12 protein-coding genes are annotated in these 13645 nt (G+C 65.5%); 6 read left to right on the top strand and 6 right to left on the bottom strand.

What is annotated here, in order from left to right; genetic code table 11:
• Nucleotides 1-14: 14 nt before the first annotated feature.
• Nucleotides 15-2912 carry an aminotransferase gene (locus K8374_RS22800; protein WP_224457314.1) on the bottom strand — a complete coding sequence of 966 codons (2898 nt, stop codon included), beginning with the start codon at nt 2910-2912 and terminating at the stop codon, nt 15-17.
• A gap of 147 nt (nt 2913-3059) precedes the next feature.
• Between K8374_RS22800 and K8374_RS22805 the strand changes: the two genes are divergently transcribed.
• The 3 genes from K8374_RS22805 to K8374_RS22815 are packed head-to-tail and all read left to right on the top strand — an operon-like array spanning nt 3060 to nt 6732.
• Nucleotides 3060-4874: an ATP-binding protein gene (locus tag K8374_RS22805; protein ID WP_224457315.1), complete on the top strand. Its 1815-nt coding sequence runs from the start codon at nt 3060-3062 to the stop codon at nt 4872-4874.
• Nucleotides 4871-6280 carry a sigma-54-dependent transcriptional regulator gene (locus K8374_RS22810; protein WP_224457316.1) on the top strand — a complete coding sequence of 470 codons (1410 nt, stop codon included), beginning with the start codon at nt 4871-4873 and terminating at the stop codon, nt 6278-6280. The genes K8374_RS22805 and K8374_RS22810 overlap by 4 nt, the downstream gene beginning before the upstream one ends.
• Entirely contained in the window at nt 6277-6732 is a 456-nt protein-coding gene (locus K8374_RS22815; RefSeq protein ID WP_224457317.1) for a YiiD C-terminal domain-containing protein, read from the top strand. The genes K8374_RS22810 and K8374_RS22815 overlap by 4 nt, the downstream gene beginning before the upstream one ends.
• A gap of 173 nt (nt 6733-6905) precedes the next feature.
• On the opposite strand, the gene cysQ is transcribed toward K8374_RS22815, so the two are convergent.
• Together cysQ and nudE are read right to left on the bottom strand one after the other, a co-directional pair.
• Nucleotides 6906-7736 (bottom strand): 3'(2'),5'-bisphosphate nucleotidase CysQ, encoded by an 831-nt coding sequence (gene cysQ / locus K8374_RS22820; RefSeq protein ID WP_224457318.1) that lies wholly within the window; start codon nt 7734-7736, stop codon nt 6906-6908.
• Entirely contained in the window at nt 7733-8299 is a 567-nt protein-coding gene (nudE, locus tag K8374_RS22825; RefSeq protein ID WP_084853701.1) for an ADP compounds hydrolase NudE, read from the bottom strand. Before nudE ends, cysQ begins: the two co-directional genes overlap by 4 nt.
• Nucleotides 8300-8363: 64 nt before the next feature.
• On the opposite strand from nudE, the gene yrfG reads away from it, so the two are divergent.
• Complete coding sequence (gene yrfG / locus K8374_RS22830; protein ID WP_224457319.1) at nt 8364-9026, top strand: GMP/IMP nucleotidase; 663 nt, start codon at nt 8364-8366, stop codon at nt 9024-9026.
• A gap of 111 nt (nt 9027-9137) precedes the next feature.
• Here the strand turns inward: yrfG and lysM are convergent, their stop codons facing one another.
• Nucleotides 9138-9578 (bottom strand): peptidoglycan-binding protein LysM, encoded by a 441-nt coding sequence (gene lysM / locus K8374_RS22835; protein ID WP_224457320.1) that lies wholly within the window; start codon nt 9576-9578, stop codon nt 9138-9140.
• A gap of 174 nt (nt 9579-9752) precedes the next feature.
• Here lysM and fdhD point away from each other — a divergent pair, with 174 nt between their 5' ends.
• Nucleotides 9753-10595: a formate dehydrogenase accessory sulfurtransferase FdhD gene (gene fdhD, locus K8374_RS22840; protein ID WP_224457321.1), complete on the top strand. Its 843-nt coding sequence runs from the start codon at nt 9753-9755 to the stop codon at nt 10593-10595.
• A 189-nt stretch (nt 10596-10784) separates the two neighbouring features.
• Nucleotides 10785-11270, top strand: a complete 486-nt coding sequence (locus K8374_RS22845) for a YMGG-like glycine zipper-containing protein (RefSeq protein ID WP_224457322.1) — start codon at nt 10785-10787, stop codon at nt 11268-11270.
• Nucleotides 11271-11344: 74 nt separating this feature from the next.
• On the opposite strand, the gene K8374_RS22850 is transcribed toward K8374_RS22845, so the two are convergent.
• Together K8374_RS22850 and K8374_RS22855 are read right to left on the bottom strand one after the other, a co-directional pair.
• Nucleotides 11345-11779, bottom strand: a complete 435-nt coding sequence (locus K8374_RS22850; protein ID WP_224457323.1) for an acyl-CoA thioesterase — start codon at nt 11777-11779, stop codon at nt 11345-11347.
• 156 nt (nt 11780-11935) lie between these two features.
• Nucleotides 11936-13477 carry a phosphoenolpyruvate carboxykinase gene (locus K8374_RS22855; protein WP_224457324.1) on the bottom strand — a complete coding sequence of 514 codons (1542 nt, stop codon included), beginning with the start codon at nt 13475-13477 and terminating at the stop codon, nt 11936-11938.
• Between the last annotated feature and the right edge of the window lie 168 nt (nt 13478-13645).

The following is a 13645-nucleotide window of genomic DNA, read 5'->3' on the forward strand; positions in this document are numbered from 1 at the left end:
CATCTACACGGATGTTAGAGATCCTCGCCGAGAATCCTATCCACGCAATCGACGAAGTAATCCACGCTGGCACGTGTGGTGCACATGGGTGGCTTGATCTTGAGGATGTTCAGGTAATCGCCGGTCGGCTGCATGAAGATGCCCAGGTCGCGCAAGCGGTTGCACAGGGCCATGGTTTCCTCGGTGGCCGGCTCCAGGGTCTGGCGATCGCGCACCAACTCCAGGCCCAGGTAGAAACCGGAACCGTGGGCGGCACCAGCAAGCGGATGTTTATCGACGAGCGCCTGCAGGCGGGCCTTGAAATAGCGCCCGACTTCCCGGGTGTTTTCCCACAGGCCCTCCTCCTGCATCACATCCAGCACCGCCATGCCGATACGGCAACTGACCGGGCTACCGCCGGCCGAAGAGAAGAAGTAACCCTCGGCCTCCAAGGCCTCGGCAATCTCACGGCGGGTGATCACCGCGCCCAGCGGCTGGCCGTTACCCATGCCCTTGGCCATGGTGATGATGTCCGGCACCACGCCTTGCTCTTCGAAGCCCCAGAAATACTCGCCCAGGCGGCCATAGCCGACCTGCACCTCGTCGGCGATGCACACGCCGCCGCGGGCGCGCACCTTGGCGTAGGCCTCGCGCAGGTAGCCTGCCGGCAAGGCAATGCCGCCGGCATTGCCATACACCGGCTCGCAGATGAAACCGGCCAGCTGGCGGCCGCGCTCGTCCAGGTCGGCGAGCTTGGCATCGACATCGCGCAGGTAGTCCGCTGCACAGTCCGGGCCGCGGAAGCGCCCACGGAAGGTGTTCGGCGCTTCCACCGGGTGCACCCAGTCCGGGCGGGTTTCCAAGGCCTGGGGGTTGTCGGCGATGGAGGTAGAAATGGCGTCGGTGGCCACCGACCAGCCATGGTAGGCCTCCAGCACGCTGAGCAGGTCGCGCCCACCGCTGTAGGCCCAGGCCAGGCGGATGGCCAGGTCGTTGGCCTCGGTGCCGCTGTTGACCAGGAACACCCGGTCGAAGCCCTCCGGTGCCAACTCGAGCAGGCGCTCGGAGAATTCGGCGATGGCCGCATAGTGGAAGCGTGAGTTGGTATTGACCAACGACCACTGGCGTGCCGACTCGGCGGCCATACGCGGATGGCCATGACCCAGCACGGCAACGTTGTTGAGCATGTCCAGGTAGGAGCGGCCCTGCATGTCGATCAGGTAGTTGCGCCAGCCACGCTCGATATGCGGCGGCTGGGCGTAGTAATGCTTCTGCGAACGGGCGAAGCTGGCATCGCGGCGCGCCAGCAAGGCCTGGGCATCGACCAGCGGCTCAGCGTCGCAATCGAACCCGAGCAGTGGCTTCGGCGACGGGCACAGGGCCAGCCAGGCGTCGGCGTGCGATGGCGTGGCGAAGAACGGCGGGCGCTGTTCATCGTCACGGCACAGCTGGACCTCGAGGAAACCGCAAGTCAGGCCCAACGCCTGCCCCTTGGCCAACTCTTGGCCGTCTGCCGGCGCCTCTTCGAGCCCGCTCAGCCACAGGCTCCAGGTCGCCGTGCGCAGCCGCCCGCGACCCTCGCCGGTACGCTCCCAGGTGCCGGCCTCGGGCGCCTGCAGCGCGGTCCCGGCCGGTACGCTCAGTTCCACGCCCAAGGCGCAGGTGGCCGGCTCCTCGGGGCGGTCGATATGGGTCTGCGACAGGCGATACTGGCCGTGCAGCGTACAGGCCGGGCCTGCCTGGGCAGCCAGCAGCCGCTGGTCGAAGCCCGGCTGCTCCCAGTTGCCCGCCTCGCAGTGCGGGCTGAGCACGCCAAGGTCGACCCGCGTCACCGCCTGCCCCGCCAGGGCCGGGATCAGTGGCACGCCCCCAGACAACGCCAGGGGCGCCAGCGCACCGCCCGTTGCCTGGAGAATCGCCGCTTCCATCAGGGCGACAGGCACAGCCGCAGCGGTATCGAAGATGGCCCATTCATGGGCGATGTTATCGCGGATGTATTGATTGCCCGGGTCGACCCGCAACTGCTGTTCGCTGCTGAGCACCAGCACGGCGGCACGCATCAGCACCAACGGCCACAGAGCGCGCAGTTCGGCATCCTGCAGCGGGTTGACGGCGTGGTAGGCACGAACGGCCGGCAGGATGCGCAGCGGGTCGCCTTCGGCGTGATGCAGCAGCGCCGCGCAGGTGACGGACAGGTCGGCGATACGCCAGGTGCGCAGCAGGTCGCCGAAGTCGATGACGCCCTGCAGCTGCCACTGGCGCGCCTCGTCAAGGGCCCAGACGGCATTGTCGTCGGTGATGTCCAGATGCACGGCCTGGATCGGCAGGTCGGCCACCAGCGGCTGCAGGCGTTCGACGGCCAAGCCAGTGACGCGCTCGACGCGCTGGCGACGCTCGTCGTCCAGCACCGGCAGCAAGTGTTCGATCAGCGCCTGGGCGTGGCGCGGGTCCCACTGCAGGGTGCGTTCGAGGCCCGGGTGCTGGAAGCCGGCCAGGGCCTGGTCGACCCGGGCGCACAACGCGCCCAGCTCGCCAACCAGCCTTGCCGGCATGTGCGCAAGACGGGTCAGCGGCTGGCCATCGATGTAGTCCAGCAGGCGCACCCGCAGCGGCTGGCCGTCGATCTCCACAGCCAGCAGGTCCTGGCCATCGCGCGCCCGGCGTACCTGTGGCACCGGCAGGCCCTGTTCGCCCAGGTAGGCCAGCGCCGCATGCTGCGCCTCGAGTTCCACCTGGGCATAGCTGCCGTGGCAGGCCTTGAGCACGAAGCGCCCCTGGTCGCTGTCCAGCCGCAGGTTCAAGTCCTGCTGGCTGCCCAACGGTTGCAAGCGCCCTGCCAGGTCGTAGTGCGCTCGCAGCAGGGCGTGGGCCTGGGCTTCGCTGAGCGAGGGGCTGGGCTGGCTGGAACGCTGGATCAGGGTGCTCAAGGGCATGGGAGGGAACCTCGGTTTTTTTGTCGCCTATATCGCCACTGCTCACGGCGATATACAAGAGGCCGATGACAAAAGCATGGCTATGCGGCGCTGATGGACAGGCGCAAGTAGCGCATAATTGCGCCAGATCCTTCTGGCGCCCGATAGATGATTCCAACCCAAACGCCTCCACGACGCCCACGCTGGCGCAGCCTCGCCCTGCTGGCCCTGTGCCTGGCACCCCTGCTCTGGCCGCTGCATCACCTGGCCGAGCGCTACTACCAGGATGAGCTGGCCTCGCAGAATCGCCAGACCCTCGACCTCTATGTCGCCAACCTGCTGGGTACCCTGCACCGCTACGAGACCCTGCCGCGCATCCTCGGCGACCTGCCGGCCCTGCGCGGTGCGCTGCACGACCCGTTCAAGACCGAGGCGATCACCAACGCCAACCGCTTGCTCAAGGAAATCGCCAAGCAGACCGGCGCCGAGGTGATGTACCTGATGGATGTCAGCGGCAATACCCTGGCGGCGTCCAACTGGGATAAGCACGACAGTTTCGTGGGCCGCAACTTCGCCTTCCGCCCCTACTTCCTCGAAGCCATGGAGGGCCGCCTGGGGCGCTTCTTCGGCCAGGGCACCACTTCGGCCAAGCGCGGCTACTTCTTCGCTGCGGCGGTGCATGACCGGGACAAGGTCGTGGGCGTGTTGGTGGTCAAGGTCGACCTCGACCACACCGAGACCCTGTGGGGGCGTACGCCCGAGCAATTGCTGCTGACCGACCAGAACGGCGTGGTGGTGCTGACCTCCCGCCCGGACTGGCGTTTCCGCGCCACCCGCGAGCTGACCCCGGCCGAGCGCGAGGCGATCGTCGCCATCCAGCCCTACCCGACCCAGGCGCCCCAGCCGCTGAACCTCAACCCCGCCGCCTGGCTGGTACAGACCCGCGACATCAAGGAAACCGGCTGGCAGGTCAGCATCCTTGCCCCGCGCATCCTGGTCGATCGCTCGGTACAGACGGTCATGGCCATCGGCGCCGGCGCCTTGCTGGTGCTGATGCTGCTGGCCGGCCTGGTGATGCAGCGTCGGCGCCACTACATCGACCGCATCGATTTCGAAGCGCGCGGGCGCCAGCAGCTTGAACAACGGGTCATGGAGCGCACCGCTGACCTCGAAGGCCTCAATACCCGGCTGAAGAAGGAAGTGCTAGAACGCGAACAGGCCCAGCAGGAGCTGGTGCGCGCCCAGGATGAACTGGTCCAGGCGGGCAAGCTGTCGGTGCTCGGCACCATGTCGGCGAGCATCAGCCATGAGCTCAACCAGCCCCTGGCGGCGATCCGCAGCTATGCCGAGAACGCCGAAATCCTCCTGGACCACCAGCGCACCGAGGACGTTCGCGGCAACCTCAAACTGATCGGCGAGCTGACCGGTCGCATGGCCTCGATCATCACCCACCTGCGTGCCTTTGCCCGCCGCGACCAGCACGCGCCGGAAAGCGTGGCCCTGCAGCCGGCGCTGGATGATGCCCTGGCGCTGCTGGCCAAGCGTCGCCGGGCCATGGCCGTGGAGCTGGTGCGCGACCTGCCCGAGGCCACGCTGTGGGTGCAGGCCGGCGAAACGCGCCTGCGCCAGGTGCTTGGCAACCTGTTGGCCAATGCCCTCGACGCACTCACCGAAAAAGCCAACCCACGTAAGCTGTGGCTCAGTGCCGAACGCCAGGATGACTGCGTCTACCTGTACATTCGCGACAATGGCCCGGGTTTCAGCCGCCAGGCCCTGGCGCATGCCAAGGAGCCCTTCTTCACCACCAAGACCCGCACCCAGGGCCTGGGGTTGGGGCTGGCCATCTGCGAAAGCCTGATGCATGCCCTGGGCGGCGAGCTGCTGCTGGGTAACCACCCGGAAGGCGGCGCCCTGCTGACCCTGCGACTGCGCGTGGCCAAGCCCGGCGCCAACCTGCAATCTTCGGAGGACCCTTCGGCATGACGACCGAGACACAGATCGACAGCCGCACCCAGGTCATCCTGGTGGACGACGATCCGCACCTTCGCCAGGCCCTGGGCCAGACCCTGGACCTGGCCGGGCTCAAGGTCGTGGCCCTGGCCGATGCCCAGGGGCTGGCCGAGCGTATCGAACCGGACTGGCCCGGCGTGGTGGTCAGCGACATCCGCATGCCCGGCATCGATGGCCTGCAACTGTTGGAGCAACTGCACGGACGCGACAACGAGCTGCCGGTGCTGCTGATCACCGGCCACGGCGATGTGCCGCTGGCCGTGCAGGCCATGCGCGCCGGTGCCTATGACTTCCTGGAAAAGCCCTTCGCCAGCGATGCCCTGCTCGACAGCGTGCGCCGCGCGTTGGCCCTGCGCCGCCTGGTGCTGGACAACCGCAGCCTGCGCCTGGCCCTGAGCGACCGCCAGGAGCTGTCCGCGCGCCTGGTCGGCCAATCGCCGGCCATGCAGCGCCTGCGCGAGCAGATCGGCGCCCTGGCTGCGACCCGCGCCGACGTGCTGATCCTTGGCGAAACCGGTGCCGGCAAGGAAGTCGTGGCCCGCGCCCTGCACGACCTGTCGAGCCGCCGCGACGGCCCGTTCGTGGCGATCAATGCCGGCGCGCTGGCCGAGTCGGTGGTCGAAAGCGAACTGTTCGGCCATGAGCCGGGCGCCTTCACCGGGGCGCAGAAGCGCCGTATCGGCAAGTTCGAATTCGCCAACGGGGGCACGCTGTTCCTCGACGAAATCGAAAGCATGAGCCTGGATGTGCAGGTCAAGCTGCTGCGCCTTCTGCAGGAGCGGGTGGTGGAGCGCCTGGGCGGCAACCAGCTGATCCCGCTGGATATCCGTATCATCGCCGCCACCAAGGAGGACCTGCGCCAGGCCGCCGACCAGGGCCGCTTCCGCGCCGACCTGTACTACCGCCTGAACGTGGCGCCCCTGCGCATCCCGCCCCTGCGCGAGCGCGGCGACGATATCCTGGTGCTGTTCCAGCATTTCGCCGATGCCGCCAGCCAGCGCCATGGCCTGCCGGCCAACAACCTGCAACCCGCCCATCGCGCCCTGCTGCTGCGCCACGACTGGCCAGGCAATGTGCGCGAGCTGCAGAACGCCGCCGAACGCTTCGCCCTGGGCCTGGAGCTGGCCCTCGATGGCCAGGCGCCTGCTGCCCCCGCCACCGCCGAGCCTGTGCGTACCGGCAACCTCAGCGAACAGGTCGAGCACTTCGAGCGTTCGCTGATCGCCGCCGAACTGGCTCAGACACACAGCTCCATGCGCAGCCTGGCCGAGGCCCTCGGCATTCCGCGCAAGACCCTGCACGACAAGCTGCGCAAGCACGGCCTGAGCTTCGCCGACAGCGCCAGCGGGCAAGACGACCCGGAGGACAACCGCCCATGATCAGCGACAGCCAGTACCTGCAGTCCGTACTGCACAGCGACATTCCCCTGACCCGCGAAATGGGCATGGCCGTCATCGACTGGCACGACCAGCGCCTGCGCCTGCAGTTGCCGCTGGCGCCCAACGTCAACCACAAGAGCACCATGTTCGGCGGCAGCCTGTATTGCGCCGCAGTGCTGGTGGGCTGGGGCTGGTTGCACCTGCGCCTGCGCGAACTGGGTATCGACGATGGGCATATCGTCATCCAGGAAGGCCAGATCAGCTACCCGCTGCCGGTCATCGGAGCAGCGGTCGCGAGCTGCCCGGCGCCGGACGAGAAGACCTGGGAGCGGTTCCTGGCGATGTACCAACGCCGGGGGCGGGCGCGGCTGACGCTCGAGACGGTGGTGTGCAATGCTGGCAGCGACGCGCCTGCCGTGAAATTCAGCGGGCAGTACGTGTTGCATCGCTGATACAGGGGGCGCTTTGCGTCCCTTTCGCGGGACAAGCCCGCTCCTACAGGTATAGCGGTGTCTCTGAAAACGGCGCAGGACAGGTGGGTGACGGAGCCTGCTCCCTCCGAGATTGCGCCGCTCTCAAGACGTGCGAAATCCCTGTGGCCGGGCCGCGCAGCGCCCCCGCCAACTCAACCGATCGCGGCAGCCAACTGCAACAGGGCCGCACGCCACGGCGCCGCGGCCGGCAAGGCCAGGAAGAACGGGTTGAGCAACGATTCACGCGCCGGATAGCGGAACGGCTGGCCATCAAGGCCGATCACCTCGCCCCCAGCGCCTTCGAGCACACCCTGGGCGGCAGCAGTATCCCATTGAGACGTCGGGGCCAGCCGTGGATAGCAATCGGCGGCTCCTTCGGCCAGCAGGCAGAACTTCAAGGAACTGCCCACATTGGTCAGTTCCAGCTCACCGACCGCGCTGCCCAACCCGCCCAGCAACGCCTCCTGTTGCGGGCTTGAGTGGCGCTTGCTGGCCACCACGGTGAAACGCCCTTTCTGCGGCGGTTGCTGGCGTACCTGGATCGGCTGGGCTTCAGCGCCCGACTCCGCACACCACGCCCCTAGCTGCCGACCGCCGAAATAGCAGCGTCCATTGGTCGGCATCGACACCACGCCGAACACCACCTCGCCGCGCTCGATCAAGGCGATGTTGACCGTGAACTCCTCGCTGCCAGCGATGAATTCCTTGGTGCCGTCCAGGGGATCGACCAACCACCAGCGTGTCCAGGCCTGGCGCTCGCCCAGAGCGATGTCGCAGTCTTCTTCGGACAGGACCGGGATGTGCGGCGCCAAGGCCTGCAAGCCCTCAGCGATCACCTGATGGGCAGCGAGGTCGGCCGCGGTCACCGGCGAATCATCCGCCTTGTTGGTCACCGCGACGTCGGCACGCCAGAACGGCAGGATCGCCTCGCCAGCCAGGCGGGCCAGCTTTACCACTTCGAGCATCAGCTGCTGGTCGTTCATGCGCTCAACTGCCCCCGCTGGATCAACAGGTCACGGGCCAGATACAGCGCCGCCAGGGCCCGGCCCTCGGAAAACTGCGGGTGCATGGCCAGGGCCGACAGCTCGCGCAGGTTGACCTTGTCCACGCGCATCGGCTCCGGCTCGTCACCCTCGAGACGTTCTTCATACAGGTCGGTGGCCAGCACCACCTGGATCTTCTGGCTCATGTAGCCAGGCGAGAGCGACAGCTCGGTCAGGTGCTCCAGCTGGTGCGCGCCGAAACCCGCTTCCTCCTTGAGCTCACGGTTGGCGGCCGCCAGCACGTCCTCCCCCGGCTCGATCAGGCCCTTGGGTAACGACAATTCATATTCGTCGGTGCCGCCGCAGTACTCCTCCACCAATACCGCATGCTCGGCGTCGAGCATCGCCACCACCATCACCGCACCATAGCCGTTGCCGCGGCCGACCAGGCGCTCGTAGGTCCGCTCGGTGCCGTTGGAAAAGCGCAACTGCACGGCTTCGACGCGGAACAGGCGGCTGCTGGCGACGATTTCGCGAGCGAGTACGGTGGGTTTCTGGCGCATGGGGCGGCTCCTTGGCGTGAACGGGTTACTATACCGTGGCTTGCCGACCGATCGAGAGTTTCCCATGCCTGTTCTTCCCTGGTCCGCCATCGATACCGTCCTACTGGACATGGATGGCACCCTGCTCGACCTGCACTACGATAACCAGTTCTGGCTGGAACACCTGCCCCAGCGCTATGCCGAGCTGCACGGCGTCAGCCGGGCCATGGCGGAGCTGGAGCTACAGCCGCTGTTCGAGCGCAACGCCGGTACCCTGAACTGGTACTGCCTGGACTTCTGGAGCCGCGAGCTGAAGCTGCCGATCCGCGAACTCAAGCAGGAAATCGCCGACCTGATCGCCCTGCGCCCGGATGCCGACACCTTCCTCGAGGCGCTACGCAAGGCCAACAAACGGGTGGTATTGATCACCAACGCCCATCGCGACTCGCTGTCGCTGAAGCTGGAGCGGGTGGAGCTGGCGCCGTATTTCGAGCGGCTGATCAGCTCCCATGACTATGGTTACCCGAAGGAAAGCGCGCAGTTCTGGGATGCGCTGCAAGCGGATATCGGCTTCGAGCCCGCGCGCAGCCTGTTCATCGACGACACCCTGGCGATTCTGCGCAGTGCACGGCGCTTTGGTGTGCAGCACCTGCTGGCGGTGCGCGAACCCGACAGCCAGGCAGGACCGCGCGATACCCAGGAGTTCGCGGCGGTGGAGGACTACCGGGAATTACTGGCGGGGCTGTGAGGCCATAAATCGCGGGGCAAGCCCGCTCCCACAAAGGTCATCGCCGCACCAACGATCCCCGTGGGAGCGGGCTTGTCCCGCGATAGGGCCGGTACAGGTTACGGCATAGGGTCAGTCAGGAATACGCAGCACCTGCCCCGGGTAGATCTTGTCCGGGTGCTTGAGCATCGGCTTGTTGGCCTCGAAGATCTTGTTGTACTGGTTGGCATCGCCGTACTCGGCCTTGGCGATGGCACTGAGGGTGTCGCCCTTTTTCACCGTGACGAAGCGCGCTGCCTGGGCCACCGGCCCGGTGACAGTGATCTGGTCATCCACCGTGGCAACGCCATCGATGTTGCCCGCAGCCAGGATGATCTTCTCCTTCTCCTCCTGGCTGGCAACCTCGCCCTTGAGGATGATCTTGTCACCCTCGACCGTGGCGGAAATGTTCGGGTTGCCCAGGCCAACGCTTTCCACATGCTTCTTGAGTTGCTCTTCGGCATTGGCATTACCGGGCGTCAGCAGGTCGATCAGCTTTTCGCCGGCTTCCTTCACGAAACTGAACAGGCTCATGTCACACTCCTTGATGGTGAATTCCAGGAAGCAGGAGTCTAGGACAGCTTTGCCCACTCTGCCGCCCGGAAGCCGATCAACCCGCTCTATCACGGCATAGAACCTGGCAACTGGACGCCACTGCCCCAGGGGCATAGGCTTGTGCCGTAACAAAGCCGCCGGTGATCCACCCTGATGAACAGCAAACCCCCGGTCTGCGCGGCATCCCTGCCTGCTGCCCTGCCGGCCGCCAGCAATACCTATGACTACGTACAGCTCACCGATGCTGCAGCAGACTCGACCCCGCTTGCCGAGGAAGTCGCCCTGGCCATCGCCTACAACGGCCTGAACCAAGCGGTGATGCTGGTCAGCCCCACCGACCTGGAAGACTTCGCGGTCGGCTTCAGTGTCGGCAGCGGGATCGTCGACAGCACCGATGAAATCTATGACGTGAAGCTGTCCGGCAGCGGCTCGGCCTTGTACGCGGACCTGGAGATCTCCAGCCGCGCGTTCTGGAACCTGAAGAACCAGCGCCGCCAGTTGGCCGGCACCAGCGGTTGCGGCCTGTGCGGCGTCGAAGCCCTGGAGCAGGCGCTGCCGGAACTGGCCGAATTGCCCGGTGCGCCGCTACCACCAGCCCAATGGCTGGCCGGCCTGCGCCAACGCATCGATGCCTACCAACCTTTGGGACAGCATTGCGGCGCGGTGCATGCCGCCCTGTTCATGGACCGACAAGGCCAACTGCTCATGGGCCGCGAAGACATCGGCCGGCACAATGCCCTGGACAAGCTGATCGGCGCCCTGCTGCGCCAGCGCATCGACACCGACGGCGGCCTGGCCATCGTCACCAGCCGCTGCAGCCTGGAACTGATCCAGAAAGTGTTGCGTGCCGGCATCCAGACCCTGGTCAGCCTCTCGGCCCCTACCGGCTTGGCGCTGCAATGGGCGCGCAAACACAACCTCAACCTGATCCACCTGCCCAAGCACAGCCCGCCGCGCGTGTTCAGCCCGGCCATGGAGGCTGGCAAACAGCCATGAAAAAAGCCCTGTCCGAGGGTGACAGGGCTTGGTTTCAAATAGCTCAGACAAGCGAAAATCCAGAAAGTTCCCCATAAAAAACAACAAGTTAGAGAATTGTGTACAACTCGTGCTACTCGTCGGATTTCAATTGCCAGACGCCTCGCCGAGCCTCACATTCGCCTCGTCATCCCTATGAGGCTCTCTTGAATGAAGAAGTACTCCTCGATTCTGTTGTTGTCCTTCAGCCTGCTCAGCGGCGTTGCCATGGCAGGCAGCAATACCGAGGCCGGCATTGGCGGCGCATTGGGTGGGGTACTCGGCTCCGTGGTGGGTAACTCCATCGGTGGTAGCACCGGTGGCGCCATCGGTGCCGGTCTGGGCGGTGCGGCCGGCGGCGCCCTGGGTGCCGACAAGCGCCAGCGCGGTGAAGCCGCCATCGGTGGCGCACTGGGCGCTGCCGGCGGTAACGTGGTCGGTCGCTCGATGGGCGGCACCACCGGTAGCCACATTGGTGCAGCCGCAGGCGGCGGCGTCGGTGGTGCGCTGGGTAACTACCTGGGTAACAAGGCCGACGAAGACGATTGGGACGATCGTCGCCGTTATCGTCGCGACTATGATGGCCGCCGCCACTGGGACCGTGGCCACCACTACGGCCATCGCAAGCACAAGCGCCACTGGCGTTATGATGACTGATCGCTGAACAGCTCAGTCCACAAGAAGGCCCTGCCCTGACCGGCAGGGCCTTTTCGTTTGCGGTGGATCGATGATCAGCCGTTGAGCTGCAGGCCCGCCAGGGTCATGCGCAATGTATCGGCCAAGGCCACCGGCTGGCCCGACCCACGCTCCACGAACACCTGCACCAAAGTACCTGCCGCCAGGGCCTGCGCCTCGCCGGGGCGGAACAGCGCCAGGCGGTATTCCACGGTGCTGCCCGCCAGGCGCGCCACGCCCAGGCCCACTTCCAGCACATCAGGAAACCCTGGCAGGGCATAGAACTGCGCCGCCGAACTGATCACCACTCCAGCCAGCGCGCCGTCACGTAGGTCCAGCTCGGCCTGCTCCACGAGGAACGCCTGCAGCGCCGTCTCGAAGTAGCCATGCACCGTGGAGCCGGCGATGTGGCCGTTGAGGTCGTTATCCTGCGGGCGGGTGAGGATGGGATGGAAATGGTTGAAATGGCTGCGCTGAGGGGATTCGGTCATAGGTTACCCAGGCTTGGTTACCCAAAGTGAAGATAGCATCGTGCAGGGCCAAGGAGCGACGGCCCGACCTAGCATCAGCGACCTTACCATTGCACCAGTATCGGATACAAAAAAGCCGCCCCGAAAGGCGGCTTCTTGATCCGTGCCGGCTACAGCTTACAGCTGTGGGCCTGCGGCCTTGATGGCCTCGGAAACATCGAACTTCTGGAAGTTCTCGGTGAACAGCTTGGCCAGGCCCTTGGCGGCTTCGTCGTAGGCAGCCGGGTCAGCCCAGGTGTTGCGTGGGTTGAGCAGGACGGTCTCGACGCCCGGCACAGCCTTCGGCACGTCCAGGTTGATGATGTCCAGGTGCTCGGTCTCGGCACCGACCAGGGCACCGCTCTGGATCGCGGCGATCACGGCACGGGTGGTCGGGATGCTGAAGCGCTTGCCCACGCCGTAGCCACCACCGGTCCAGCCGGTGTTGACCAGGTAGACCTTGGAACCGAAGCCCTTGATGCGCTTGATCAGCAGTTCGGCATATTCGCCGGCCGGGCGCGGGAAGAACGGAGCGCCGAAGCAGGTGGAGAAGGTCGACTTGATGCCGCCGCCCGAGCCCATTTCGGTGGAACCGACCAGCGCGGTGTAGCCGGACAGGAAGTGGTAGGCCGCCTGCTCGTTGTTCAGGATCGACACAGGAGGCAGTACGCCGGTCAGGTCGCAAGTCAGGAAGATGACTGCATTCGGCTCGCCGCCCAGGTTCTTCTCGGAACGCTTCTCGACGTGCTCCAGCGGGTAGGCGGCGCGGCTGTTCTGGGTCAGGCTGCCGTCGGCGTAGTCGGCGTGCTTGGCGTCGTCGAGCACGACGTTCTCCAGCACCGCGCCATGCTTGATGGCTTTCCAGATGACCGGCTCGTTCTTCTCGGACAGGTCGATGCACTTGGCGTAGCAGCCGCCTTCGATGTTGAAGACCACGCCCTCGCCCCAACCGTGCTCGTCGTCACCGATCAGGTAGCGGCTTTCGTCGGCCGACAGGGTGGTCTTGCCGGTGCCGGACAGGCCGAAGAACAGGGTCACGTCGCCCGCTTCGCCGATGTTGGCAGCGCAGTGCATCGGCAGCACGTCGGCAGCCGGCAGCAGGAAGTTCTGCACGGAGAACATGGCTTTCTTCATTTCACCGGCATAGCGCATGCCGGCGATCAGCACCTTCTTCTGGGCGAAGTTGATGATGACGCAGCCGTCGGAGTTGGTACCGTCGCGCTCGGGAACACATTCGAAGTTGGCGACGTTCAGCACCTGCCACTCTTCACGGCCAGCCGGGTTGTACTGGGCCGGGTTGATGAACAGGCAACGGCCGAACAGGTTCTGCCAGGCAGTCTGGGTGGTCATCTTGACGGCCAGGTAGTGCTCGGCGGCAGCGCCTACGTGAACGTGGGAAACGAAGTGCTCCTGGGCGTTGTTGAACGCCTCGACGCGGGCCCACAGGGCATCGAACTTGTCAGCCGGGAACTTGCGGTTGATCGGCCCCCAGGCGATGGCGGAGGAAGTGCTGGGCTCGTCGACGATGAAACGGTCTGCCGGCGAACGACCGGTACGATGACCGGTTTTCACGACCAGTGCGCCAGTATCGGCCAGCTCGCCTTCACCGCGGGACAGCGCTTCTTTTACCAGTTCATCGACGGTCAGGTCGGTGTACACGGTGTTGTTGGCTTGCGTCATGAGATACCCCATCCGGCCCGAGGCCGAGTGCTCCAAACGTTTTGTAGTCGTCTGTTTTAAACTACTACAGCGAAAAAAGTGGCCGGATTATGCCAGAAAAGCCCAAAAAAAGTAGGCCCCTCCTGTCAGAACTGCGCTTTCGCGCAATTCGACAGGAGATTCTCCTGT

Source organism: Pseudomonas sp. p1(2021b) (assembly GCF_020151015.1).
GTDB lineage: Bacteria > Pseudomonadota > Gammaproteobacteria > Pseudomonadales > Pseudomonadaceae > Aquipseudomonas > Aquipseudomonas putida_K.

What these genes read in the sequence shown, in the direction of transcription:
- K8374_RS22800 (WP_224457314.1), bottom strand. Translation starts at nt 2,912, where the DNA reads ATGCCCTTGAGCACCCTGATCCAGCGTTCCAGCCAGCCCAGCCCCTCG.
- K8374_RS22805 (WP_224457315.1), top strand. Translation starts at nt 3,060, where the DNA reads ATGATTCCAACCCAAACGCCTCCACGACGCCCACGCTGGCGCAGCCTC.
- K8374_RS22810 (WP_224457316.1), top strand. Translation starts at nt 4,871, where the DNA reads ATGACGACCGAGACACAGATCGACAGCCGCACCCAGGTCATCCTGGTG.
- K8374_RS22815 (WP_224457317.1), top strand. Translation starts at nt 6,277, where the DNA reads ATGATCAGCGACAGCCAGTACCTGCAGTCCGTACTGCACAGCGACATT.
- cysQ (WP_224457318.1), bottom strand. Translation starts at nt 7,736, where the DNA reads ATGAACGACCAGCAGCTGATGCTCGAAGTGGTAAAGCTGGCCCGCCTG.
- nudE (WP_084853701.1), bottom strand. Translation starts at nt 8,299, where the DNA reads ATGCGCCAGAAACCCACCGTACTCGCTCGCGAAATCGTCGCCAGCAGC.
- yrfG (WP_224457319.1), top strand. Translation starts at nt 8,364, where the DNA reads ATGCCTGTTCTTCCCTGGTCCGCCATCGATACCGTCCTACTGGACATG.
- lysM (WP_224457320.1), bottom strand. Translation starts at nt 9,578, where the DNA reads ATGAGCCTGTTCAGTTTCGTGAAGGAAGCCGGCGAAAAGCTGATCGAC.
- fdhD (WP_224457321.1), top strand. Translation starts at nt 9,753, where the DNA reads ATGAACAGCAAACCCCCGGTCTGCGCGGCATCCCTGCCTGCTGCCCTG.
- K8374_RS22845 (WP_224457322.1), top strand. Translation starts at nt 10,785, where the DNA reads ATGAAGAAGTACTCCTCGATTCTGTTGTTGTCCTTCAGCCTGCTCAGC.
- K8374_RS22850 (WP_224457323.1), bottom strand. Translation starts at nt 11,779, where the DNA reads ATGACCGAATCCCCTCAGCGCAGCCATTTCAACCATTTCCATCCCATC.
- K8374_RS22855 (WP_224457324.1), bottom strand. Translation starts at nt 13,477, where the DNA reads ATGACGCAAGCCAACAACACCGTGTACACCGACCTGACCGTCGATGAA.